This window comes from Agrobacterium sp. MS2 (assembly GCF_003261015.1).
GTDB classification, from domain to species: Bacteria; Pseudomonadota; Alphaproteobacteria; order Rhizobiales; family Rhizobiaceae; genus Agrobacterium; species Agrobacterium pusense.
The window spans coordinates 669,782-692,276 of record NZ_QLNF01000086.1 but is presented as its reverse complement, the minus strand read 5'-3'; the positions used below and the strand labels follow the sequence as shown (position 1 = coordinate 692,276).

Genomic DNA, 22,495 nt, shown 5'->3' with positions numbered 1-22,495 from the left:
GTGGAGCAGCCCGGTAGCTCGTCAGGCTCATAACCTGAAGGCCGCAGGTTCAAATCCTGCCCCCGCAACCAAAACAACAATCCAAAACAAAACAGATAAACCACACCCAAAGCCACCCTTCACGCACAAGCACCCGCACTGAAACTTGCAAATTCGCCCATTCAAGTCGCTTCTCAAAAAGCTCCTCCGCGTAGCCGTCGAGGAGCATTTTTTGTTTTTGCTGCGTGTCGATCTCGCCAGCTTCCATGACCTTTGACCTTGCCCCCCAAATTTTATCCAGTGTTGGGTTTGCTCCAACGTTTTTGGGTTGCTGTATTCTGGGAGGTAACGGCGGGTTGCGGTGCGGAGCCATTCCGGCTGCGCAGCACCGCATCACGTCACGTCGCGGGTTGATTGTCTGAGCGAAGAACTCGGCGGGTGTCAGCCACCCGAGTCCGGAGTTCAGTCGATGATCGTTGGAATCGCTGCGCCAGTTTGAAAGCGCTGGTCGGGCGTATTGTCGATAGGCCAACTGCATTGTTATAATTCTGTCAGTGGCCGTAGCAATCGGTTGTCTCCTGCCTCGCCGTTCTGCGCGGCCATACGGGCGTATCGAGCAGGAGGGATGCCGGTGCGTCGGGCAAAAGCCACGCTGAACGTACTTGCTGATCCATATCCCACCCGCTCGGCTACATCGTCGATTGCGAGATCACCACTCCGCAAGAGCTGCCTCGCCAACGCCATACGCCATGTCAGCAGGTATTCCATCGGCGCAACCCCGACTATTCGGTTGAAGCGCGCAAAAAATGCCGAACGGGAGAGCGCCGCCTCTTTCGCCAGATCAACGACGGTCCAGGGATGGCCGGGACGGTCATGCATAGCCCGAAGTGCCGCCGAAAGGCGCTCATCACCAAGCCCTCTGCCGAGGCCCTGTGCAGAATTGGTGTCGGTTGAGGACCGTAGTGCCTCAATCAACAGCACCTCGATAAGTCGTTCCAGAACCGGTTCGCGCGCTGCGCGCCGTTCCTGCGTCTCCTCGTCGATCAACTGCATCAACGTCGCAAGCCGGGGTTTGTCGCGAACCAGAATCACGTCCGGCAACAAAGAAACGAGCAGGGCCGCATCCGGCGTGCCGAAGCTGCAATGTCCGATACGCATTCGTAGTGCGGGTGGGCCGTCATGTGGTCCCACACGAAAATGTCCCTCATTGATCTTTGTCGGAACCGTTGCCGGCAAGTCGGCTGTGGCGTCGGAGCTTTCATTGACGAGATCGCGCATGGCAGGCGCGAGAATGAAGTCTCCGGCCTGCAGGATAAACGTTTGTCGGCCACCGAAAGTGACCCGGCATTGCCCTTCCAGGATGGCACAATAAAACGGCTCGCCTGTGCCCTCACGACGTATACGCCATGCACCGGCGCACTCCACCAGTTTCGAAGCCCGCGCGGCGGGTTGCAGGAGTGTGACGATCTCGGTGAGCGGGTCTGTTGTCATATCCAGGACTATTACTAAAGAAATGAGTAGCTTGGAATATATAAAGTCTTCCTTCGGGTCGCTACCATAATGACACAGCCACTTATGGAGAAAATAATGCCCGCAATTCTGATAACCGGTTGTTCCTCGGGTTTTGGCCTGGAAACTGCAAAACTGTTCCTTGAAAAAGGCTGGGACGTGATCGCCACGATGAGAACGCCCGACGAGAGCTTACTCCCTGCGTCCGGGCGTCTGCGTGTTCTAGCACTCGATGTCACCGTCCCGGACAGCATCTCACAGCTTATGAAGGCAACGGGTCAAATCGATGTGCTCGTCAATAACGCCGGGTTCGGAGCACCATCTCCTGTCGAACTGACTGCATCCCAGACCGCACAGGCACTATTTCAGACGAACACGATAGGCACTCTGGCGATGATCCAGGCCCTCGGCCCGCAAATGCGTCGTCGCCGGGCTGGCGTCATTATCAACGTTACGTCCTCGGTCACACTGAAACCGCTACCGGTCATTGGGGTTTATCGCGCCAGCAAGGCCGCAGTGAATGCGCTCAGCGAGTCCCTTGCGATTGAAATGGAGCCTTTCGGCGTTCGCGTCCACATCGTTTTGCCCGGACGTTCGCCGGAAACGAGTTTCGGCGCCAGTGCCCGCCCACACCTGCGCGGCATGGACGATGCGGACTATGCGCCTCTTTTGCAGCAGTTCGTCAGGAATGTTCAGGACGACAAGGGCCCTGTGACCCACGCGCGCGATGTCGCGGAAGCGATCTGGAAGGCTGCCACCGATCCGTCTGCGCCACTGCGCATACCGGCAGGTGCAGACGCAGCGCTATGGATGGCTGAGGCGGGCCTGTAATCAGCGAAATTGCGATCCGTCGCTTCTCTGTCGAGCCTTTGCTGTACCCGGTCATTCCAGATCGGGTACAGCGCTTCGAATTCTGGCTCAGACCTGCCGCAAGCCGCCATCGACGCACAGTTCGGCACCGGCGATGTAACTCGCCTCATCGCTTAACAGGAACAAGGCAGCTGCAGCCACTTCGGCGGGGCGCGCCATCCGTCCCATGGGAATCGGAGCGACAATGGCCGCGCGCATGTCTGGCTGAACCGCAGCCATCATTTCCGTATCGGTTGGACCCGGTGCGACGACGTTAACGCGTATACCCTTGGATGCCAGTTCTGCAGTCCAGGTTCGTGCATAGGAACGCACGGCTGCCTTGGTCGCAGCATATGTGCCATAGGAAGCATAGCCGCCGCTGTCTGCAATTGACCCGACGAGGACGACCGAGCCGCATTCCCTCATCGCCGGCAGAGCCGCCTGGAAGCCGAAGACCATTCCTCGAACATTAACGTCGAAGTGGCGGTCAAAGTGTTCAGGCGTTATCTCCGTGATCTGGGCGGGCTCGGAAAGACCGGCGTTCAAGACCAGCGCGTCGATACGGCCGTGTTCCCTTCTCACTTTTTCGACCGCCTCCCGCATATCTTCGGGGAGCGCGGCATCGGCGACAATGCCGACCGCACTATGACCGATGGCAGTTGCCGCCTTTTCGGCATCTTCGCTTCGGCGACTGGTGATGAAGACCATCGCTCCTTCGGCCGAAAGCCGCTCTGCAATTGCCAAGCCGATACCCTTGGCGCCCCCGACAATCAGGGCAACCTTGTTACTCATCCGAGCCATCGTAAGTCCTTTCAATTGATGGTCGCTGCATGATATACATTAGATATCTGCTATCAATTACGCACCTTAAGTAGCCTAGATATGGACGAGTATACTGACCTTGAAGCACTTTCTCAGTGCGCCCTTAGAGACATGGCGCAGGTTCGCCCCGTGCTCGACAAGATCGCGGACAAATGGACAATCCTGATCCTGACGGTGATTTGTCCCAGGCCCTCGCGCTTCAACGAGATCAAGCGCCGTCTCGACGGTATCACCCACAAGGCCTTGGCCGATGCTCTAAAGAGGCTTGAGCGGAACGGTCTTGTGACGAGGACCGTCCTGCCGACCCAGCCGGTGGGTGTGGAATATGCGATCACCCCGCTGGGCCATTCTCTGCGGCAACCGTTTGAGGCCCTGTGCTCATGGGCAGTAGCTAATGGCGATAAGGTCGAGGCCGCTGCGCTGCTTTATGACAACAGGGCAAATCATCGCTGATATCGCGATGGCCGCTTGAGCACCTACTGGCCGGAAGGCTCGTCGTTTTAAACCGGAGAGCCATACCCCGGCTAAGCAGGACCTTTCCGATAATCGTAGGCTGGTTCGGATCTGCGGTCGCCGAACAGTTCACCTCGTTGAACGAAAGGAGATCGGCACTATTTAGAAGAGATGCGGAAACTCGAGAAGAGCGATATCGAACTGATCAGGACGTGGATGTTGTCGCCTGCGATGACGCTGGGATCGTCCGTGCGAGCGAAAGGCATTCTGCAGGAAATGCAGGCCCGACTGCCTGCGGCTTTGAAGAAAGCGATCAGCCTGGAGGGCAACGAGATCACGCTCACGATGCCAGCCCGCGACAAAAACGCCTTCGACGCCGCTGCGAGGACCGTGGCAGGCGTGATGATGGAAGCCGAAACTCTTCCGGTGATCCCGCGCGAGATACAGGACATCCTCGCCATCAAGACGAGCGAGCGACATCGCTGGCTCGCGGATGGGCGTCTCAAGAGCGTCGGGACGAGAACCGTGCGGCTGAACGGCCGTGCCCGGCGGATCACCTTCCATGTCTTCGATCCGAAGGTGGTCGAGGACCTTCTCGATCGCGGGGTCGTGGAAGAGTGGCGGGTGGAGGACGCCGAGGCGAAGGCAGAGAAACGACAGAAAGCGGCCTATCAGAGGCGGCTGGCTCGATCGCTCAAAAAGAAGATGACGCCGGGAGACAAGACGGGTCAAAAGGTTGACGAAGGTGCGGCCGACCTTCGTGGATGGGGAGAGTTCGATCGGGATGGGTTCCTTCGGTAGGCAATCGGGCCAAACGTGGTGCCTCTAGCGATTTCGAGAGGCTGTCCCTCCAGCGTTACGGAACGTTCTGTTGTTATCACGCAGCATTAATCGTGGCGCGGGCCTGGGTCGACCTTCGCGGAATGGAAGGTGGCATAGACTTCCGGCCGGGACATAATGGAAGCCGCCCCACCACAATGTGGGAGAAACTTCTGATTGAGGGAACAAACAGGGCAAAATCCCCGTTGCTCGTCAAAATAATTTCTTTGGAGGCGCGTCATGAGACTCAAGCTGGCTTTAAGCGTGGTTCTAAGCGTTACCTTTACGGCGGCAGCGGCGGAAGCGCGGACCCAATTACATCTTTACGGCACCGTTCCGGTGACGGGTCACCATGTACTGGAGATGGCCTATCAGGCAGCCCTCGACAGATGCAGTATCGAACGTTACCCATCATATGGCGACGTGGGTTTCTATGCAGGTGCCTATGGCTCCGCCCAGGTGCGCAGTTGCATGTATCGCAAGGGTTTCGTTTTTGAGAATGGTGAGCCTTTCGCATATCCTGTGAGAAAAGCGACCTACCTTTCATGGTGACGAGATCACGAAACGTCTGACGGCGGAGCGCCTGAGGGTTGCAACCTCGGAGCGAGGCCGTCTTCGTAATTCACAAGTTGCGGATTTCAGGAGCATGTGATTTTTCAGTCGAGTGGCCCGAATCCGTATTGAAAACCGGCGGCAGAGTATCGATTTCAGGGGTAACCTGGAGGTCGAAATGATCTACGTTATTTTCGCGTTGTGCGCGCTCGCGGTAACATTCTTTGCCTGTCGGTATTTCGCCGCCAAGGCTCTCCTTGTCGAACGCGAAATCGACAAAGCCATCGCAAGGCGGTTTGAATCGAGCGGAAAGGTCATCGAACTGGCGAAGCTGCGAGAGGAAAATGCGGTCATGCGTAATCTTCTGCTGGACCTTCTGGAAAACGAAGCCATTTTTCCAGTCCAGTCAGCACCTCCATCGAGGGTCGATTTGCGCAGGATGGGCGCCGCAAAGGTCCAGAGGTATCGCGAAATACTTGCTGAAAGTCGGTACGTCTTGCAACAGCGTGGAGCCAGTGGGGTCTTCGAAGACCACGGCGCATTCAAGGCCGATCAACGCAGGTCTTGATTTTAGGAACAGCTCGCGCAGCTTCCTCGTGGGAGTGCGGTAGGAAGATAACGGCATCATACTCACTGCCGGTATCGGCCCTTCGAAAACGAAAAACCTGTCGTCAGAGGATGCCGCGGTTCGCGCAGCTGGCAAGGCGTTCTTTGAACGCACCCTTACCAATGTCGCCAAGCTCGACATCCATACGATTGGCGGCGCGCTGCACTCCTACTGGCCGATCGACTACTCGCAGCCGGTCGACAAGGCAGGCGATTATGCGCGCGGCGTGGAAGGTATTCACGGCATTGCCGATTTCGCCAATGAACTCGGCATCAACCTTTGCATCGAAGTCCTCAACCGCTTTGAAAACCACGTGCTCAATACGGCTGCCGAAGGCGTCGCTTTCGTCAAGGATGTCGGCAAGAACAACGTGAAAGTCATGCTGGATACGTTTCACATGAATATCGAGGAAGACAGCTTTGGCGAGGCCATCCGCACGGCTGGCCCGTTGCTGGGGCATTTCCATACCGGAGAAAGTAATCGCCGCGTACCGGGCAAGGGCAGGATGCCCTGGCACGAAATTGGCCTCGCCCTGCGCGATATCAATTACACCGGCGCGGTGGTCATGGAGCCTTTCGTCAAGACCGGCGGCACGATCGGCTCCGACATCAAGGTGTGGCGCGATCTGAGCGGCGGCGCCGGTCTCGCGAAAATGGACGAGGATGCGCGCAATGCCCTGGCATTCTCCCGTTTCGTCCTTGGCAGCTGATGCCCCATGGCGCGGATGGAGCGGGATGGCTTGATCAAGCGTGAGCCCCATCCGTGAGACAAGCGGTCCAGTCTGGTATCATTGACGCAGGCGGCACTTGCGCGGTTGCCAGCTGGCCGCGCTTTTTGCGCCAGGGCAATGCGGGACATGACCAAGGGATTATCGCGGGAAGAGGTGGACACACTGGTGTCTTTGCTTCGGCGGGTGCTTGATAACGTAGAGGCACTTGAGGCGTGAGTAGCTCTCCAAACGCCCTTATATGCACATGGGTGACGCATGCAATGCAAGAGGATCACCCATTAGGCCGAGACCGCTCCACAAGGGGTCTCGATCTGCCAGTGCGATTGCCAGAGATTAACGGGAACGGCCTAGGAAGCAAGAGCATGCGGCTCGATCGGGACGACGGCTAAAACCGTTCTTCCAGGATCTGGTGTCAAGAACCGATGTCCAGACCCGCCCCACAATCGGCAAGGAGCGTCGATCTCCTAGCCGGTCCTTTCGCGCTATGAACAAGGCCTATCGGGAACTCCTTCTGCTACTCATTCGTTCACGGGTCAGTTTTCAATGATCCGCGTTCTCGCCCCTTGATGCGAAACCTTTGATTTCTCCAATCGATGAAGTGGAACTGGCCATGCCAGGCACCGGCATATTTGAACTTTCACGCCGAAACTTACTTATATCGTCGGCCGCGACCGTCGCTGCCACCACTGTCACCAGGGGAGCGGCAGCCCAGTCAGGAGGAGAAATCATGAAACACACGTCAAGCGTATCGTTGAAGGTCAACGGACAGGTCCGAGACCTCGATGTTGACAATCGCACGTCCCTTCTCGACGCACTGCGCGAACACCTTCACCTGACCGGAACGAAGAAGGGTTGTGATCACGGGCAATGCGGGGCCTGCACCGTGCTGGTCGGTGGACGCCGCATCAACTCGTGTCTTTCGCTTGCCGTGATGCATGACGGTGACGACGTGACGACGATAGAGGGACTGGGACAGCCCGGCAATCTGCACCCGATGCAGGCGGCGTTTGTCAAGCATGACGGCTTCCAGTGTGGTTACTGTACACCGGGACAAATCTGTTCCTCCGTGGCGGTGCTTGAGGAGATCGCGGCAAACATTCCGAGCCATGTCACGCTGGATCTTAACGCGCAGACATCGGTGAGTGAGGGCGAAATTCGTGAGAGGATGAGCGGCAACATCTGTCGCTGCGGCGCCTATTCCAACATTGTCGAGGCCATCGTCGAAGTTGCGGGGACAAAAGCATGAAAGCCTTCACCTACGAAAAGGCCTCATCTATCGAGGCTGCAACCAGGTCCGCCTTTTCGAACTCGCAAGCAAAGTTCATTGCAGGCGGCACCAATCTCCTCGATTTGATGAAACTGGAGATCGAGACGCCGACACATCTGATCGATGTGAATGGTCTCGGGCTCGATACAATAGAAAAGACGTCTGAGGGAGGCCTGCGCATAGGAGCGATGGTTCGCAATACCGACCTTGCCGCCGATCCAATTGTTCGACGTGATTATGGGCTCCTGTCGCGCGCCTTGCTTGCAGGGGCTTCGGGCCAGCTTCGCAACAGGGCAACAACCGCGGGTAACCTCTTGCAGCGAACACGATGTCCATATTTCTACGACACCGCACAGCCCTGCAACAAGCGTTCGCCGGGAAGTGGCTGTTCCGCCATCGGCGGCTTCAGTCGCCAGCACGCCGTGGTGGGTGTGAGTGATAGCTGTATCGCCACGCATCCCAGTGACATGGCCGTTGCCATGCGCGCACTCGATGCCGTTATCGAGACGGTAAAGGTCGATGGTAGCCGCCGATCAATCCAAATCGCCGACTTCCATCGCTCGCCGGGCGATACCCCTGAGATCGAAACGGTTTTGGAAAAGGGTGAGTTTATCACCGCAGTGGTGCTACCGCCGCCAACTGGAGGAAAACAGATCTACCGCAAGGTCCGCGACCGCGCTTCCTACGCGTTTGCTCTGGTCTCTGTGGGTGCAGTCATCCAGCCTGATGGTACTGGCCGGGTGGCAATCGGCGGCATTGCTCATAAGCCGTGGCGCGTGGAAGCTGCGGATGACGAACTCTCAAAGGGAGCGAAGGTCGCAGCGAAAGCTCTCCTCAACGGTGCTCGTCCGACCGAGCAGAACAAGTTCAAGATCGATCTGGTGGAGCGCACACTCGGCGCCGTGATCGCCGAAGCGAGGAGGTAATTGCCATGAAGTTCGATACACCCGCAACGACCAATCCGATCGACCAGCTGAAAATCGTCGGTCAGCCCGTTCACCGCATCGACGGTGAGCTCAAGACAACGGGGCGGGCCATGTACGCCTATGAGTGGCATGATCCGAACCTGGTCTATGCCTACGGTTACCCCGTCGGATCGACCATCGCCAAGGGCCGCATCATCTCGATGAATATCGAAGCTGCCGAACGCTCGCCGGGCGTGCTTGCCGTGGTAACGACGCTTGACGTCGGCAAACTTGAGAAGGGCAAGTACAATACTGCGATACTTTTCGGTGGCGATGAGATCCAGCACTATCATCAGGCGATTGCCGTGATCGTCGCCGAAACCTTCGAACAAGCCCGCGCAGCGGCAGCTCTAGTAAAGGTGGATTACGCGGAAGAACAGGGTAGTTACGATCTCGCCGAGGCAATGGGTTCGGCAGTCAAGCCAAAAGACGCAGGCGGAGCTCCACCCGATACCGCCGTTGGAGATTTCGAAGGGGCGTTCAAGTCCGCCGAGGTGACATTGGACGAAACCTACACAACGCCGGACCAGTCACATTCGATGATGGAGCCGCATGCCTCCATCGCTGCCTGGAATGGTGACGAGCTGACGGTCTGGACTTCCAGCCAGATGATCGACTGGTGGCGGTCCGACCTTGCAACGACGCTTGGTGTCGACAAGGAGAAAATCCACCTCATGTCGCCGTTCATCGGCGGCGGCTTTGGCGGTAAGCTGTTCCTGCGTGCCGACGTTGTTCTGGCCGCGTTCGGCGCGAAGGCAGCAAGGCGGCCTGTAAAGGTGGCGCTGCCGAGGCCTTTCCTCGTCAACAACACGACGCATCGTCCAGCAACGATCCAGCGCATCCGCATTGGTGCAGCTCGCGATGGAAAAATAACGGCAATCGCCCATGAAAGCTGGTCGGGCGATCAGCCCGATGGCCAGCTTGAAACGGCTGCCATGCAGACGCGGCTTCTCTATGCCGGTGAAAACCGCATGACGGCGATGCGGCTGGCGACGCTGCACCTTCCCGAGGGCAACGCCATGCGCGCACCCGGGGAGGCACCCGGACTGATGGCGCTCGAGATCGCCATCGACGAGATGGCCGAAAAGCTCGGAATGGATCCAGTGCAGTTCCGTATCCTCAACGACACACAAGTGGATCCGGAAAAGCCCGGACGTCCGTTTTCGCATCGCGATCTTGTCGGTTGTCTCAAGCTCGGAGCAGAACGGTTCGGCTGGCCGGGGCAAGCTCAACCCGGCTCTCGTCGCGAAGGCAACTGGATGATCGGTTCCGGTGTTGCGGCTGCGTTCCGCAACAACCTTCTGGTGCCATCGGGCGCTCGCGTCCGTCTGGACAAGGAAGGGGTCGTCACCGTCGAAACCGACATGACGGACATAGGCACGGGGAGCTACACGATCATCGCCCAAACCGCGTCGGAAATGATGGGCCTACCGATTGATAAGGTCGCCGTGCAGCTTGGCGATTCTCGCTTTCCCGTATCTGCAGGCTCCGGCGGGCAGTTCGGCGCGAACTGCTCGACCTCAGGCGTCTACGCAGCCTGTGTCAAGCTTCGGGACGCTATCGTCAAGAAGCTGGGCTTCAACGAACAGGACGTCGTCTTCGAAGATGGTCAGGTCCGTTCCGGTTCGCGTTCGGTTCCGCTGGCCGAAGTGGCGGGTTCCGAAGGGCTCGTCGCCGAAGACACGGTCGAGTGGGAAAAGCTTTCAGACAGTCATCAGCAATCGACTTTCGGAGCGCATTTCGTGGAGGTTGGCGTCGACGTTGCCACGGGCGAGACGCGGATTCGCCGGATGCTTGCGGTATGTGCCGCCGGCCGCATTCTCAATCCGATCACGGCCCGCAGCCAGGTGATTGGTGCGATGACGATGGGCGCCGGTCTGGCGTTGTCAGAGGAACTTGCCGTCGACACCCGTCGCGGGTTTTTCGTCAACCACGACCTCGCTGGCTACGAGGTGCCGGTTCACGCGGACATCCCGTACCAGGAAGTCGTGTTCATGGATGAGACTGATCCAGTTTCCTCGCCAATGAAGGCGAAGGGTATTGGCGAACTCGGACTATGCGGAGTTTCGGCAGCGATCGCGAACGCGATTCATAACGCAACCGGCATCCGCCTGCGACACTATCCGATGACCTTGGACAAGCTTATTGGGGGCCTGCCAGACGTTGCGTAACTCCGCCATGCCCCTGGAATTCACCATGCTCAAGCCGCTTGGCGTCTGTTCAGGTTCAACATCGTCAATCACAAGATGATCCGGAAGGCGGGGTCAAAACGACGCTTATTTTCCTGCCAGTGGGCGCGTGGGTAGATTTGCCAGGATACGCGAGCTCGTCATCAATGGTCCGCCCTACGTCGCCGCCTGATTGATTGCCGAGACAACAGTTCGAATTCTTGGCTTACTCCATGGCGTGCTTGCGACGCTAACGGTCGCAGTGCAAAGCCACAGTCCGGAAACCGCCATGCGGATCAGATGTCGCTCAACATTTGGGCAGTCACCACCGCGGCACGCGACGTTCGTAATCTGGTTCAAAGAGCTTCATGTAGGCCGTGTCATCCCGCTCTTTCATGGCCGTCTGTTCGTACAAACCAGCGAATACTGACAGTTTGTGTCGATCTAACGATATCCCCAATCCTGGATTCTTTGGCACCTCCAGGCTGCCGCGTTCGAAGACAAAAGGGACTCCTTCAGTCACATCAACACCAGTCCAGGGAAAATGCGTATCGCACTCGTAGCTTAGATTGGGTGTCGCCGCAGCGACATGGGTCATAGCAGCGAGCGTGATCCCAAGATGCGAGTTGGAGTGCATCGACACTCCGAGCCCCAATGTCTCGCAGATTTTGCCGAGATGCGTTGAAGCACGAAGACCGCCCCAATAGTGATGATCGGACAAGACGATTTGAACGGCGTTCTTTCGGAAGGCTCGAGCAATCTGGTCAAACTCAAGGACGATCATGTTGGTGGCGAGCGGAATTGACGTGGCCGCTGCGACCTGTGCCATCTGGTCCATACCGATGACAGGATCTTCGAGATACTCCAGAACGCCTTCCAATTTGCGCGCTATGTAGATAGCGGTGTCGATGGTCCACCCCCCATTGGGGTCGATCCGCAAAGGGTGATCTGGAAAGGCTTCGCGCAGTTTCAGCATCGTCTCGATTTCGAGATCGGGATGCAAAACACCCCCTTTGAGCTTCAGTGACTGGAAACCGTATTTATCCACCATCCGTCGGGCTTCCCCGACCATCTGGTCTGGCGTCAGCACTTCCCCCCATTCGTCCGGTTCTTCTCCAATATGAGCGGCGAATTTGAAAAACAGATAGGCGCTGAAGGGAACCCTGTCGCGAACCGCACCACCAAGCAGGTCACACACCGGTCGCCCGAGCAGCTTGCCCTGAATATCGAGGCATGGAACTTCAAACGCCGAGGCGACAACGTCCGTCAGTTTGTGGTCGGCAACGGCGCTTTTTGCATTGATGCCACCACCACCTGGCAAAGCGGCAAGGACCCGTGCCTTCAATTCGTGAAGGTGAAACGGATCGAGACCGATCAATGATGGAGCCGCACGTCTTAGACCGTCCAGTGCTTTGATACTCCCGTAGCTCTCTCCCAAACCAACGGTGCCGTCATCACAGGTGACTTCAATGATGGTTCTCAGGGCGTGAGGCTGGTGAACACCCTTGCAGTTCAGCAATGGTTTGTCGGGAATGGCAACCGGCGTTAGTTGAATGTCGGCAATACGCATAAGTACTCCTATCGCCACCAGGCGCGCGCTGCGATCAACGCGTCATCCAGACGTGGCAGTTCGGGATGCCAGTGGCGCTCCCATTCGAGACTGAGAGGGAGGTGTCGGTCATTCGATCCGACAAGCGACAGAAGATCCGCCATGGGGAAGTTACCCTGGCCTGGAAGCACGTAATGGCGTCGGCCGTCGTCTCCCATCTTGCTGTCCTTGACATGTAAATGAACGACATTGTCGACAATATCAGGCCAAAGGCGCTTGATATCGGAACCCTTGGCCCAGGTGTGATGGGTGTCCCATAATATCAGGGCATTTGGCACAAGCCTGATGAAGGTAGAGAGTTGCGTTGCATCCGCTAGAGCATCATGGGTTTCGATCATCAGATCGACATTCAGCCCCCGTGATTGCCGGTCGACTTGCCATTGATCGAGCACTGCACCTGCACGTGTCATCTCGCCGGTCGTTAACCGATTTCCGCCGTCAAATATCCTGAGATGTGCAATGCCTGCCGCTTCCGCCCACGCAATGAAGGGCTCAACGGCAGACATATCGTCGCTATCAAACAACCGGATCGATGTATTGAGGGCCGTGACCTTGAGGTCACGTTGCGCCAGAAACGCAGCAAAGATTGAAGGGCTGCCAAACTCACCCTCCAGTGCCGAAATCAGGTCGACGGAACCGCAAAGCGTGCGCAATTCCACGGACGAAATACCGTGCCGTTTCGCCAGGTCAGCGGTTTCATGCAGGTTGAGTTCAGAGCAGCCAAGCGTGGAAAAACAATAGTTGAAAGCCCTCATGCCATGCGCTCCATGTCATGTTTGCGAACGGGGTAGAGCGGTGGAAGACCCGCAACAAAGCGCTCGATTTCAGTGATTGCGACATCAGAAAGCGCGCGCAATTCATTGCCCAACGCACCGGCGATGTGTGGGGTCAGCACGACATTCGGCAAGTCGTAAAACGGGCTGTCGACCGGTAGCGGTTCGGGTTCCGGCGTATCGATCAGGATCCGCAGGCGACCGGATCGCGCCTCTGATAACAGTGCTTCGTGATCGACCAGCCAGCCACGCGCCGTATTGATGAACACCGTATGGTCGGCCATCAACGCAAGCTCTTGCGCACCAATCATGTGACGGGTTTGCGGCAGGATCGGTGCATGCAGCGAGACGATGTCGGACCATGCGAGAAGCGTATGCAGTTCCATTTTTGTCGAGCCAAGTTCCGTTGCCTCAACCGCGGACAGGAATGGGTCATAAACGCCGATTTCGAAACGGCCCCGTGTCAGCATATCGATGACCAGTCGCCCGATGCGGGAGGCACCGACAATGCCGACCTTGCGGGAATAGCTTCCAAGCCAGGGCAGGTTCATGCCACGGCGGCTGCCAAACCCACCGGTGCCGCGCTCAGCCCGGTGTTCATCTCGCAGGCGAGAGGACTTCAAACGGGCCTGGCCGGCTGTCCTTCGCGGCACGGGTGTCGGGACGTTTCTCGGCGTACTTCCGGGCGGCAGAGCCACTCTTGCCTCCTTTTGCGCCTATTCGGTCGAGAAAAAAGTATCCAAGCGTCCCCAGGAGTTCGGCGAGGGTGCCGTTGAGGGTGTCGCCGGACCGGAGGCTGCCAACAATGCCGGCGCACAGTCCTCGTTTATCCCGCTTCTGACCCTGGGCATCCCATCGAACAACATGATGGCGATGATGCTGAGTGCGTTCATCATACACGGCATCACCCCGGGACCGACGGTACTGGCAACCCAGCCGGAAATCTTCTGGGGACTCGTTGCCAGCATGTGGATCGGCAACCTGATGCTCGTCGTGATTAACCTGCCACTGATCGGCGTGTGGGTGAAGCTCCTGACGGTTCCGTATCGTCTGCTGTATCCGGCAATCCTTCTCTTTTGCTGCGTCGGTGTCTACAGCATCAACAACCGCATATTCGACGTGGTACTGGCTGCCGGGTTCGGCCTGCTGGGCTATGCCTTCCGCAAGGCCAAGTGCGAGCCGGGTCCGCTACTTCTGGGGTTCGTCCTGGGACCGTTGTTGGAAACCAACATCCGTCGCGCCCTGACAATTTCGCACGGAAACCCCAGTGTCTTCGTGGAGCGGCCGATCAGTCTGGTCCTGCTGATCGCGACAGCCGGCGTGCTTCTGCTGATGATCCTGCCGTCATTCCGCAAAACACGCGAAGAAGCGTTTCAGGAAGAAGAAGCCTGAGGCTGATCTTAAATTGAGCGACCGCTTGGCCGCTTGATCATGGCGGCAGTCGCGGACACCGGAGCGTTCCTGTCTGAATTGTTCCGCGCTGCGGTTGCTGCGGCCGATCCTGACGAAGCGATCAAGGCAAACCTTCCGCAGCAGCCGAAAGGTCGCACTGTCGTCGTGGGAGCAGGCAAGGCATCGCTGGCGATGGCACGGGCATTTGATACTCTTTGGAGGGCTCGCTCGAGGGTGTCGTGGTGACGAAGCGCGGCACAGGGGCATCCTGCGGTCGGATAGAGGTCGTCGAGGCCTCTCATCCGGTTCTGGACGGGGCAAATCTGGAGGCGTCCGGACGATTGTTGCAAGCCGTTGGAGTTTCCTTACGCCTGGAGGCATTGAAATCGTTCGTGCACGCATTGGATTCAGAGTGAACAACGGCGACATGCTGCGAGATGCGGCGATCGCCGGTCTCGGTATTGCACTCCTTCCGCTCTTCATCGCAGGACCGGACATTCGCGATGGGAAGCTCAAGATCGTCGATGTCGGCGTTCGGCCGGACGCGGAATTCGTCTTTCTTGCGCACCCCGAGGGTCGCCGTCCTTCGGCAAAACTGCGCGCACTGGCGGCTCACTTGAAAGCGTCGTTCGGGGACCCGCCCTACTGGGAGGATGGCGTGGGTTAAGGGACGCATCATAACGGCCCCGCGCGCCTGCGCCTCGTCAGAGAGTTATATATATACTAACCCGATGAAAAGTTACGTATTGATCGTCGCGGTGGCATAGGGTGGATTAGATCAAGTATCTTCATCGATCGGCCGGTTTAACGTAAGTACGTTTGCCGGCCGGGCGCAGACAAGCTGGGTCAATACAGCTCGCCGCTGAATTGTCGATGGTGATTCAAATTCCGAATGTTGAGCTGGAGTGGATCCGGTCGCTTTCACGGATTTGTCAGGCCCTGAACACGCACATTATAGGTTCGTACGGTGCCGCGCTGATTTTCAGCGTATGCACGTAGCGAGCCTGCAATTCCGGTTTTGATGAAGGCTTCGAACATCGTCTTCGCATCTTCAAGGACCGAAACCTGCGTCGATAGGTAAGCCTGGTCGAACTCACTTTGTGAAGCGGTTTCTAAAGCTCTCATCTTCTCGGCATATTCGGCGCTCAGGTCCGTCGGGACCGAGGTACCATCCTTTTTCGCAGCATCGGCGAGATCGACGAGCGCTTTCTGATGGTCGCGCATGATGTCATTAGCGAACATTTTCGTCGCGTCATCCTGCGCGCTTCTAAGCGCCAGCCTGCTCGCCTCCACTTCAAACTGATTGAAGGAAGCCGCCTCGGCAGTGAAGTCCGCGGGTGATTGCGCGTTCGAGAAAGCGGGCATTAACATCGAAAGACATAGAGCGGCGCAGCAGGCATGGAATGGCTTCATGTTAAACTCTCCCTCAATGACTATTGTGGTCAGGGCGTTGTGTTCTGGCTGCCCGGCAGCGCATTCCTGTCAGCAGGCCCCGTAGGTGCTTGGTCTTCCGTCTGCCCCCTGTCTGGTGAATTTGACGGTGCTGTATCCGGAGTCGTCCTGACGAAGTAGACGGCCACGATCAGCGCGAGAGCCACAGCCGCGGCCCCTACCAAGGGCCATATGGTTCTATAGTTCATATCAGTCTCCGCTTCCGGTTACTGTCCGTCGTAAAGCTTATGAACCTTGCGAGCTTGTTCTTGTTGCTCCTTGGCGGATAACCTGCGCTGACGCAGCAGGACATAAACGACCACGGCACCCAGCAGCAATGGGCCTCCAGCGACAACAACCAGCCAAAATACATCCGCCATAATCCGTCCTGTCAGTTCATGAGGTTGGTGCCACGACGAACCACAGACCAGGGCCAATGTTCCTGGAAATTTGGAAAGCAAGCAGATGGGACAAAAATCGCCCGTCGGATGAGGCGCTGAAGCAACGCTCAGACGGTGGATTTCATCGCGGAAATTTCGCCAGCCCTTTGGCCAAGATCGGTCCGGTCGGTCTGCCTGTCGGCGATCCTCCCGCTTGTTCGAGCGTGATCTCGTATAGCTGGTTGTCACGCGGGGTGGGCAATGCGGGTCCATCAAGGCGAGCCGAGCGAACGCCTTTCAGCAATCCGAGCGAAACAGGCCCAATTTCTCGAGACGGAAGCGTCCATACCTCTATCGTCTTATCGTTCGGCACCGCAAAGTCGGCCAGTATACGGATCATCGCCCGTTCATCGCCAAAGTCCTCGACAACCGCCTGAATATCTCCAGCCTCATTGATCAAAACGGCGACGACAAGCGGCTCCGCCTTGTGAATGAGGCTGTATCCAAGACCGATGGCAAGCAACAATGCGGCGGCAATTGACGAAAGCGCAGCGATCTTCCAGCCTTTGCTGTTATTGTCATTCGCAAGCGTGGAAACAGACATGTAGCGGGTCGCAGGCTGCGAAGTCAGCCCAGATTCAATGCGATGCCACAGGCTCTCGTTGACGGTTGCCGGTGTGATAGCGGTGTCGAGCGGCAGGAAACGCTCACGGCTTGCAGCAATCGCGGCCTTGAGTTCGGTATCTCGTTCCATGGCGTCCTCGATTTCCGCGGCGGCGGTGCCTTCGGTCAAGCCCAACACATACTCGTCAGCGAGGTTCGGTATATCCTTGCGGTCGTAGATCATCCCATGCACTCCCGAAGCGTCAGAAGCCCGCGCCTGATCCAGGATTTCGCTGTGCCAAGTGGAACGCGCAACCTTCCGGCGATCTCGCCGTGAGAATAGCCTCCAACATAGGCCATCAGAATACCGCGCCGCTTTGTATCATCGAGCGATCCCAGGCATTCGCGCAGGCGCGATTGTGTGTCCATGCGGTGCCACGCACCCATGATCGCGTCTGCCTGTTCGGCTTCCTGAAGTGCTTCTACCTCTTCGACCGAATGTTCAAGTTTGCCATCCCGCAGGAGATTGAGCGCTCTGTTTCGAACAATGGCATAAATCCATCCGCGCGCGGAGCCACGGTCCGCACTGTATTGATAAGCGTGGGTCCATATTCGGATAAAGGCTTCCTGCACGACCTCTTCGGCAAGTTCGCGACGTCCAACGATGCGTTGCGCCACGGCGACCAACCGCCCAGCCTCCTGATCGAAAATTCGGCGTAATGCCGAACGGTCACCCTTAGCGCAGGCAGCAAGCGCCTTATCCAGATCGTCCGGCCCGGAACCCATTAATATCCTTCCATGATCCAGCGGTGAAAATCGTCAGCTTTCACGAACTATACCCATCCGGCGATCAAATGGATGCATCCTGAGAATTATTTTTACGACCTGCATCCATTCGTCTCCCTTGCGGTGTCTTCAATGATGAAGGGTCAAGCGCCGAGTGCCTGACGCCTTCTCGAATGTTAAACGCACGGGAGAAAGACATGAAGACCATCCTTTTCGCACTGACCGCATCCGCCGCCTTTGCTGCCATGGCATCGACAGCCTTTTCGGCACCCGTTCTCGGGCTGACGAGTGACAAAACACTTGTCATGTTCGATACCGCGAAGCCCGCCGTTACAAAGACCATGGAAGTAACCGGCGTCGATAAGCTCGTCGGCATTGATTACCGCCCCGCCAACAAGACGGTGATCGGTGTTACTGCGGACCATCGTATCGTTACCATCAACCTTGAAAGCGGTGCTGCCACTGATCTCGCAAAAATGGACAAGACGCTGACGGTGACACAGGCTCCGATCGTCGTCGATTTCAATCCGGTGGCTGATCGTCTTCGTTTCATGACTGGCACCACCAACCACCGTGTCCATCCTGACACCGGTGCAGAGACGGTCGACGGGGTCCTGGCCTTCGAAGATGGTGACATGCACAAGGGCGAGACGCCGAACATTGTCGCAGCCGCCTATACCAACTCCATCGGCAAGCCTGAAAAGACCGCAATGTACAATATCGATGCGACGATTGGCGCCTTGATCCAGCAGACCAAGCCGAATGACGGCACTTTGAAAGCAATTGGCAAGCTGGGTTTCAAAGACAAGCCAGCCACCTATGCTTTTGACATTCAGGGCACGGAAGCCGGAAAGAACACTGCCTATCTCGCTGCAAACAAAATGCTTTACACCGTTAATCTCGACACCGGCAACGCTACCGAAGTAGGCGCTATCACCGGCACGGACAAAGAAGTCCGCGACATCGCTGTTCTTCCCGAAATGTGACACAGGAAGACGGGCGGAGGCCGATGACCAGCAATCTGCCTCCGTCCGATTTACTCTTCGAGTAATCAGGCCTCAATTGTCCTTGCGAGCTCGACCTGTCAACGGTCGAGCCGAGCCTTGCAGGTTTTTGCCGACCTCAGGACAAGATCCAGGTCTGCGGCACTCGCGATGCAATCCTCAACATGCGAGAAGTGCTGGCCATTTTTGTCGAGAGTAGCCCGAATCATGGCGCCGTTGCGATCGCCGCAATTACCAGCTGTACAAATACTTCGTATCCCCCGTTTGCTAATTGCCGCCGGCTTGCGCGCCTGGAAAGCGACGGAGCTTGGCATTCGACCTGCGGCATGGGTCAAGACCTCACTGGTGCCAGGCTCGCTTACCGCGGAGCGATATCTCCGCCGCGCGGGCTTCCTGCCGATCTGGAAGCTTTGGGTTTGGGGGTGGTGCGAATGTCACCCGCACCGTGCGAGGATCGGCTTTGAGGAAAAAGGCCTCCTTCCGTTCCAGTCGAATAAGTCCCACCCAAATTTGGGCACTAAGTCCCAATCGATGAACCCCTCCGCATAATGCGTGTTGATTGTTTGGAAGTTGTCGCTCGAGGAACTCCAGCCGGAAACGATCCGGAGAACTCGACACAAGCCAATCATGGGCGCATTTCGCGCCCGGCGTCTCGGATACGCAATCGATCGCACAGCATCTGATTGCAGAACGTAAAGAGGATAAGATGGACCAGAGCTTACGACCTGAGCCTTACACCGTTGAGCAACTTCAACAAAAATACTCTCTGAGCATTTCGAAGGCAGTCGACATTCTGGATCACTGTAACGGAGACAGGGCCCTGATCGACAAAATGTTGAAGAGATGCCACCAGAAGCAGCTCGATGCTCATCCGAAAAGCGATACGGACGGGAGCTGCTGACGCTTACTTTTGAGACGACGTTGCTTTTTTGGTCGCGCTGAGCCAGCGGGAAAGTGCAGGGTTTCTTCACTTTGTTTTACGCGCGGCTCTTGTGCAACCATCACGTCAGTCGCTTTCAGACGGCGATTATTTCAGAACAAGCGGGTTCAAGACTACCCCAGGTCAGTTCTCAACCGAGCCAAACTCTGGCAGCCTGCGCAGAGATAATTGGTTCGCGTCCATTCCAGCAGGACGGCAGATATGGAGAACGGAGTGCGTACAAGAAGAAACATGCTTAAGTACCTCTTCACCTTTCCCATGGTCGGACGGCCCGTGGTTGCGTTGATCGCTGTCCAATTCTTGCAGGCCGCTGGTGTTCGGGTTGCTGTCGCTCAAGGCAATGGCGGCGGCAATGGTAACGGGAATGACGGCGGTAATGGCGGAGGGAACAACGGCGGCGGCAACGGTAACGGGAATAACGGCGGTAATGGCGGAGGAAACAACGGCGGCGGCAATGGAAACGGAAATGGCGGTAACGGAAGCGCAAACGGTGGCGGCAACGGCAACGGCGGCAGCAATGATGGCGGACATGGAAATGGAGGTGGCAAAGGGAACGGAAAAGAGAGCGGAAGCGGGAAAGCACCAGATCCTGGAGCAGCCGGAAATTCCGGTCAGAACCGGGCTGGCGTTCAGCAGTCTGGCCAGGCTCTCGAAGTGCGCCACGCCAATGGCATCACCGAGACTTTACGAAAAGGCCGGTATTCGATGCGCGACAATAAGGGCCGTGTCATCGTTGATCGGCTTGCGACGGTCAAGGATCGTTTAAGGTTTCAGGGCTCACGCTGAGCAGAGATACGATCTCTCCAAAGAAGTGCCGCCTCCGTGCGATTGCTGACCTTTAACTTGGCAAAAATCCTTGTCACGTGATGCTTCACCGTTTTCTCGTGGAGACCCAGTTTGCGGGCGACAAGCTTGTTGCTCATTCCGATGGCGATGAGGTCCATGACTTGCCGCTCTCTTCTGCTCAGATCCTGACGCTGCTCGATCAGTTCCGATGCGGCCTTTCTTTCAGCCAGCAACTTGGCGCCCAGTTCGGGTGGAATGTAACGCCCGCCGTCTGCGATGGTCCGCAGCATCTGTACCAGCTCACGAGAGCCGACACCTTTCAAGGCATATCCCGCCGCGCCTGACTGGATTGCTGTCTGAAGATCATCCACGCTCTCAGATGCTGTGAGAATGAGAATTCGAATGGACGGAGACAGGCTCAATATGGATTTGATCGCCGCTAGGCCGTTGCCGGGCATCGAGATATCCAGAAGGATGATGTCCGGCGCTAATCTGGTTGCAAGGGCTAGTGCGTCGTCGGCGTTTTCTCCTTCGCCCAGGACGTCGAAACCACACTCTTTTAGGCTCTGCGATACACCCGAGCGAAACATCGGGTGATCATCAACGATGACGACCTTTATATTTTCTGTCATGGATCGCTCACATCGACGGTGTTCAGTCTCATGGTGAGGTGCGTTCCGCGTGCCGATGTCTGCACTTCGAAACGGCCTCCCAGACTTTCAATTCTTTCTTTAAGGCCTGACAACCCGATGCAATCGGGTCCAATCTCGTCGAACGAAAAACCACTGCCGCCGTCTGAAACAGTAGCGACGATCTCTGTGCCTTCCTGTCGGAGTGACACGCATTGATTTGTTGATGCTGCGTGGCGCCAACCGTTGTTCAGACCCTCCTGGACGAACCGATAAACGCAGATTTTAACGGGAACGCCGACTTGCGCGTTCACATCCTCAATTGAGGTCGTTATTCGCGTACCAGCACGGGACTGATGATGTTCAACTGCCCGACCAACAACGTCTTCGATGGGCAGATTTTCTATATCTGGCAAAACAAGGCCGCGGCAGATGTTGCGGATATCCCGGATAGCTTCATCCAGACTGGCCTTGATTGATGTCGTCTCGGATTCTCGTTCATTCCGACTAGTCTGGTCGCTGACGAGCTTCTCGCTGTCCACCCGCAGTGCTGCGTAGGCGATGAGCTGTGCAGGCCCATCGTGCAGATCGGCACCGATCTTGCGCAACAGCCGCTCGTTCAAGGCCACCGTGCGCTGCGATCCTTTCTGCACGCGACGCGCCAGGTCCTCGATCTCACGCAGTTGATGCCGGATCATCCTGCTGCCCTTGAGCACAATTGTGGAAAGAACGGCGAAAAATGCAGAGGCAACCGCGATGACGACGATCCAGCTCTTCCAGCGCGCTCGCGCCAGGCTTTTCTCAAGATCCGTTGCCCGCTCATAAAACTCTGCGACGGCAACCACCTCTCCCGACCATGGCTGCAAGACGGGATTATATATCTCCAGGAGGGGTTCCCCGAGCGCTCGCTCCGCGTCGCTCTCTGGGTCTCCTGCCTCTTCGAAATTTGCGACGAGCTCGCCAGCGAACGCTTTTGTCCTGTTTTCGCCAGGCGGCACGACCATGTTCATCAGCCGCTTGTCGTTCGAGTAGATAATGGTTCCGTCTTTTGTCCACAGCCGGAAGGAAACCAGTCGTCTGCCCAGTGCACCCTGTCCCAGAGTTTCATCCAGCGTTCGTTCGATGGAATCGTCGAGTTTTGTCGCGCGGGTAAGATCCGGCAGGATAGGTGCAATGATGCTGTCGACGTAAAGCGCGGTTGTCGAGCCTGCATTCCTTGTTACAGTCTCAACAATCTGATCTGTCACCAGCAATCCAATCAAAACCGTCGCACCCAACGTAACAAGACCGCCGGCGAGGAAAAACTGTTGGGCGAGTGACAATGAGCCCAAGGTCTTCGATGAAAGACGAGTGATTGTGCGACCTGACATAGTGACACGCGTGCCTGTGACTTTGCCGCCGAGGGTCAGCCCAGCGAACTTCAGACAACAGTAAATTATGAT

The 22,495-nt window shown here is 57.0% G+C and carries 23 protein-coding genes and 5 pseudogenes; 15 read left to right on the top strand and 13 right to left on the bottom strand.

The window, feature by feature from the left end:
- Positions 1-49: 49 nt before the first annotated feature.
- The 3 genes and pseudogenes from DOU54_RS26160 to DOU54_RS26150 form a co-directional block, all read right to left on the bottom strand.
- On the bottom strand, positions 50-247 hold the full coding sequence (locus DOU54_RS26160; RefSeq protein ID WP_113732081.1) for a hypothetical protein: 198 nt from the start codon (positions 245-247) through the stop codon (positions 50-52).
- A gap of 25 nt (positions 248-272) precedes the next feature.
- Positions 273-496: pseudogene (locus DOU54_RS26155) on the bottom strand (IS3 family transposase); the annotation flags it as partial.
- A 23-nt stretch (positions 497-519) separates the two neighbouring features.
- Positions 520-1,470, bottom strand: coding sequence for an AraC family transcriptional regulator (locus tag DOU54_RS26150; protein WP_072493388.1), 951 nt, complete (start codon positions 1,468-1,470; stop codon positions 520-522).
- Between the two features lie 96 nt (positions 1,471-1,566).
- Here DOU54_RS26150 and DOU54_RS26145 point away from each other — a divergent pair, with 96 nt between their 5' ends.
- Positions 1,567-2,319: an SDR family oxidoreductase gene (locus DOU54_RS26145; protein ID WP_072493387.1), complete on the top strand. Its 753-nt coding sequence runs from the start codon at positions 1,567-1,569 to the stop codon at positions 2,317-2,319.
- Positions 2,320-2,406: 87 nt separating this feature from the next.
- On the opposite strand, the gene DOU54_RS26140 is transcribed toward DOU54_RS26145, so the two are convergent.
- Positions 2,407-3,138, bottom strand: coding sequence for an SDR family NAD(P)-dependent oxidoreductase (locus DOU54_RS26140; protein WP_072493386.1), 732 nt, complete (start codon positions 3,136-3,138; stop codon positions 2,407-2,409).
- A gap of 81 nt (positions 3,139-3,219) precedes the next feature.
- On the opposite strand from DOU54_RS26140, the gene DOU54_RS26135 reads away from it, so the two are divergent.
- The 8 genes from DOU54_RS26135 to paoC all read left to right on the top strand — a co-directional run bounded on the left by DOU54_RS26135 (position 3,220) and on the right by paoC (position 10,723).
- Positions 3,220-3,612: a winged helix-turn-helix transcriptional regulator gene (locus DOU54_RS26135; RefSeq protein WP_022563258.1), complete on the top strand. Its 393-nt coding sequence runs from the start codon at positions 3,220-3,222 to the stop codon at positions 3,610-3,612.
- Positions 3,613-3,783: 171 nt separating this feature from the next.
- Positions 3,784-4,413, top strand: coding sequence for a hypothetical protein (locus tag DOU54_RS26130; RefSeq protein ID WP_072493385.1), 630 nt, complete (start codon positions 3,784-3,786; stop codon positions 4,411-4,413).
- A gap of 258 nt (positions 4,414-4,671) precedes the next feature.
- The gene (locus tag DOU54_RS26125; RefSeq protein WP_072493384.1) at positions 4,672-4,983 is read left to right on the top strand and encodes a hypothetical protein; all 312 of its coding nucleotides are present in this window, start codon (positions 4,672-4,674) and stop codon (positions 4,981-4,983) included.
- 178 nt (positions 4,984-5,161) lie between these two features.
- Positions 5,162-5,551, top strand: a complete 390-nt coding sequence (locus tag DOU54_RS26120; protein WP_072493458.1) for a hypothetical protein — start codon at positions 5,162-5,164, stop codon at positions 5,549-5,551.
- Between the two features lie 55 nt (positions 5,552-5,606).
- Positions 5,607-6,299 carry a D-psicose 3-epimerase gene (locus DOU54_RS26115; protein WP_333899464.1) on the top strand — a complete coding sequence of 231 codons (693 nt, stop codon included), beginning with the start codon at positions 5,607-5,609 and terminating at the stop codon, positions 6,297-6,299.
- 631 nt (positions 6,300-6,930) lie between these two features.
- The gene (gene paoA, locus DOU54_RS26105) at positions 6,931-7,566 is read left to right on the top strand and encodes an aldehyde dehydrogenase iron-sulfur subunit PaoA (RefSeq protein ID WP_113732114.1); all 636 of its coding nucleotides are present in this window, start codon (positions 6,931-6,933) and stop codon (positions 7,564-7,566) included.
- On the top strand, positions 7,563-8,513 hold the full coding sequence (locus DOU54_RS26100; protein WP_113732080.1) for an FAD binding domain-containing protein: 951 nt from the start codon (positions 7,563-7,565) through the stop codon (positions 8,511-8,513). The genes paoA and DOU54_RS26100 overlap by 4 nt, the downstream gene beginning before the upstream one ends.
- Before the next feature lie 5 nt (positions 8,514-8,518).
- Positions 8,519-10,723: an aldehyde oxidoreductase molybdenum-binding subunit PaoC gene (gene paoC / locus DOU54_RS26095; RefSeq protein ID WP_113732079.1), complete on the top strand. Its 2,205-nt coding sequence runs from the start codon at positions 8,519-8,521 to the stop codon at positions 10,721-10,723.
- A gap of 319 nt (positions 10,724-11,042) precedes the next feature.
- Here paoC and DOU54_RS26085 read toward each other — a convergent pair whose 3' ends face one another.
- The 3 genes and pseudogenes from DOU54_RS26085 to DOU54_RS26075 all read right to left on the bottom strand — a co-directional run.
- Entirely contained in the window at positions 11,043-12,290 is a 1,248-nt protein-coding gene (locus tag DOU54_RS26085; protein ID WP_072493381.1) for a glucarate dehydratase family protein, read from the bottom strand.
- A gap of 8 nt (positions 12,291-12,298) precedes the next feature.
- Positions 12,299-13,084: a sugar phosphate isomerase/epimerase family protein gene (locus DOU54_RS26080; RefSeq protein ID WP_072493380.1), complete on the bottom strand. Its 786-nt coding sequence runs from the start codon at positions 13,082-13,084 to the stop codon at positions 12,299-12,301.
- Positions 13,081-13,713 (bottom strand): annotated as a pseudogene (locus tag DOU54_RS26075) (NAD(P)-dependent oxidoreductase); the annotation flags it as partial. The gene DOU54_RS26080 and the pseudogene DOU54_RS26075, both read right to left, overlap by 4 nt.
- Between DOU54_RS26075 and DOU54_RS26070 the strand changes: the two are divergent.
- The 3 pseudogenes from DOU54_RS26070 to DOU54_RS26060 form a co-directional block, all read left to right on the top strand.
- A pseudogene (locus DOU54_RS26070) lies at positions 13,712-14,494 on the top strand (tripartite tricarboxylate transporter permease); the annotation flags it as partial. The pseudogenes DOU54_RS26075 and DOU54_RS26070 sit on opposite strands and share 2 nt — an antisense overlap.
- 39 nt (positions 14,495-14,533) lie before the next feature.
- Positions 14,534-14,850, top strand: a pseudogene (locus DOU54_RS26065) (DUF4147 domain-containing protein); the annotation flags it as partial.
- A pseudogene (locus tag DOU54_RS26060) lies at positions 14,751-15,161 on the top strand (LysR substrate-binding domain-containing protein); the annotation flags it as partial. The pseudogenes DOU54_RS26065 and DOU54_RS26060, both read left to right, overlap by 100 nt.
- Positions 15,162-15,415: 254 nt before the next feature.
- Here the strand turns inward: DOU54_RS26060 and DOU54_RS26055 are convergent.
- From DOU54_RS26055 to DOU54_RS26045, 4 genes are all read right to left on the bottom strand, one after another.
- Positions 15,416-15,907, bottom strand: coding sequence for a DUF4142 domain-containing protein (locus DOU54_RS26055; protein WP_072493378.1), 492 nt, complete (start codon positions 15,905-15,907; stop codon positions 15,416-15,418).
- A 245-nt stretch (positions 15,908-16,152) separates the two neighbouring features.
- Positions 16,153-16,305, bottom strand: a complete 153-nt coding sequence (locus DOU54_RS27630; RefSeq protein WP_167378232.1) for a hypothetical protein — start codon at positions 16,303-16,305, stop codon at positions 16,153-16,155.
- Between the two features lie 142 nt (positions 16,306-16,447).
- Positions 16,448-17,152 carry an anti-sigma factor gene (locus tag DOU54_RS26050; protein ID WP_113732078.1) on the bottom strand — a complete coding sequence of 235 codons (705 nt, stop codon included), beginning with the start codon at positions 17,150-17,152 and terminating at the stop codon, positions 16,448-16,450.
- Positions 17,149-17,694 carry a sigma-70 family RNA polymerase sigma factor gene (locus DOU54_RS26045; protein ID WP_072493376.1) on the bottom strand — a complete coding sequence of 182 codons (546 nt, stop codon included), beginning with the start codon at positions 17,692-17,694 and terminating at the stop codon, positions 17,149-17,151. The genes DOU54_RS26050 and DOU54_RS26045 overlap by 4 nt, the downstream gene beginning before the upstream one ends.
- A 197-nt stretch (positions 17,695-17,891) precedes the next feature.
- Between DOU54_RS26045 and DOU54_RS26040 the strand changes: the two genes are divergently transcribed.
- From DOU54_RS26040 to DOU54_RS28580, 3 genes are all read left to right on the top strand, one after another.
- A complete protein-coding gene (locus DOU54_RS26040) occupies positions 17,892-18,680 on the top strand; it encodes a DUF4394 domain-containing protein (protein WP_107327393.1) in 789 nt (262 codons plus the stop codon).
- 95 nt (positions 18,681-18,775) lie between these two features.
- Positions 18,776-19,162, top strand: a complete 387-nt coding sequence (locus DOU54_RS26035; protein WP_353505554.1) for an aconitase family protein — start codon at positions 18,776-18,778, stop codon at positions 19,160-19,162.
- A gap of 734 nt (positions 19,163-19,896) precedes the next feature.
- Complete coding sequence (locus DOU54_RS28580) at positions 19,897-20,424, top strand: hypothetical protein (protein WP_502695987.1); 528 nt, start codon at positions 19,897-19,899, stop codon at positions 20,422-20,424.
- Here DOU54_RS28580 and DOU54_RS26020 read toward each other — a convergent pair.
- Both DOU54_RS26020 and DOU54_RS26015 read right to left on the bottom strand, forming a co-directional pair.
- Positions 20,409-21,056: a response regulator gene (locus tag DOU54_RS26020; RefSeq protein ID WP_004446078.1), complete on the bottom strand. Its 648-nt coding sequence runs from the start codon at positions 21,054-21,056 to the stop codon at positions 20,409-20,411. The genes DOU54_RS28580 and DOU54_RS26020 overlap by 16 nt on opposite strands.
- Positions 21,053-22,423, bottom strand: a complete 1,371-nt coding sequence (locus DOU54_RS26015) for a sensor histidine kinase (protein WP_113732077.1) — start codon at positions 22,421-22,423, stop codon at positions 21,053-21,055. The genes DOU54_RS26020 and DOU54_RS26015 overlap by 4 nt, the downstream gene beginning before the upstream one ends.
- Positions 22,424-22,495 lie beyond the last annotated feature (72 nt).

Bases quoted from the DNA above. Each gene is read 5' to 3' on its own strand.
- DOU54_RS27630 (WP_167378232.1), bottom strand. From the start codon at position 16,305: ATGGCGGATGTATTTTGGCTGGTTGTTGTCGCTGGAGGCCCATTGCTG.
- DOU54_RS26085 (WP_072493381.1), bottom strand. From the start codon at position 12,290: ATGCGTATTGCCGACATTCAACTAACGCCGGTTGCCATTCCCGACAAA.
- DOU54_RS26135 (WP_022563258.1), top strand. From the start codon at position 3,220: ATGGACGAGTATACTGACCTTGAAGCACTTTCTCAGTGCGCCCTTAGA.
- DOU54_RS26145 (WP_072493387.1), top strand. From the start codon at position 1,567: ATGCCCGCAATTCTGATAACCGGTTGTTCCTCGGGTTTTGGCCTGGAA.
- DOU54_RS26055 (WP_072493378.1), bottom strand. From the start codon at position 15,907: ATGAAGCCATTCCATGCCTGCTGCGCCGCTCTATGTCTTTCGATGTTA.
- DOU54_RS26020 (WP_004446078.1), bottom strand. From the start codon at position 21,056: ATGACAGAAAATATAAAGGTCGTCATCGTTGATGATCACCCGATGTTT.
- DOU54_RS26050 (WP_113732078.1), bottom strand. From the start codon at position 17,152: ATGATCTACGACCGCAAGGATATACCGAACCTCGCTGACGAGTATGTG.
- DOU54_RS26045 (WP_072493376.1), bottom strand. From the start codon at position 17,694: ATGGGTTCCGGGCCGGACGATCTGGATAAGGCGCTTGCTGCCTGCGCT.
- DOU54_RS26015 (WP_113732077.1), bottom strand. From the start codon at position 22,423: ATGTCAGGTCGCACAATCACTCGTCTTTCATCGAAGACCTTGGGCTCA.
- DOU54_RS28580 (WP_502695987.1), top strand. From the start codon at position 19,897: ATGGTCGGACGGCCCGTGGTTGCGTTGATCGCTGTCCAATTCTTGCAG.
- DOU54_RS26120 (WP_072493458.1), top strand. From the start codon at position 5,162: ATGATCTACGTTATTTTCGCGTTGTGCGCGCTCGCGGTAACATTCTTT.
- DOU54_RS26160 (WP_113732081.1), bottom strand. From the start codon at position 247: ATGGAAGCTGGCGAGATCGACACGCAGCAAAAACAAAAAATGCTCCTC.
- DOU54_RS26130 (WP_072493385.1), top strand. From the start codon at position 3,784: ATGCGGAAACTCGAGAAGAGCGATATCGAACTGATCAGGACGTGGATG.
- DOU54_RS26125 (WP_072493384.1), top strand. From the start codon at position 4,672: ATGAGACTCAAGCTGGCTTTAAGCGTGGTTCTAAGCGTTACCTTTACG.
- paoC (WP_113732079.1), top strand. From the start codon at position 8,519: ATGAAGTTCGATACACCCGCAACGACCAATCCGATCGACCAGCTGAAA.
- DOU54_RS26140 (WP_072493386.1), bottom strand. From the start codon at position 3,138: ATGGCTCGGATGAGTAACAAGGTTGCCCTGATTGTCGGGGGCGCCAAG.
- DOU54_RS26040 (WP_107327393.1), top strand. From the start codon at position 17,892: ATGAAGACCATCCTTTTCGCACTGACCGCATCCGCCGCCTTTGCTGCC.
- DOU54_RS26100 (WP_113732080.1), top strand. From the start codon at position 7,563: ATGAAAGCCTTCACCTACGAAAAGGCCTCATCTATCGAGGCTGCAACC.
- paoA (WP_113732114.1), top strand. From the start codon at position 6,931: ATGCCAGGCACCGGCATATTTGAACTTTCACGCCGAAACTTACTTATA.
- DOU54_RS26150 (WP_072493388.1), bottom strand. From the start codon at position 1,470: ATGACAACAGACCCGCTCACCGAGATCGTCACACTCCTGCAACCCGCC.
- DOU54_RS26080 (WP_072493380.1), bottom strand. From the start codon at position 13,084: ATGAGGGCTTTCAACTATTGTTTTTCCACGCTTGGCTGCTCTGAACTC.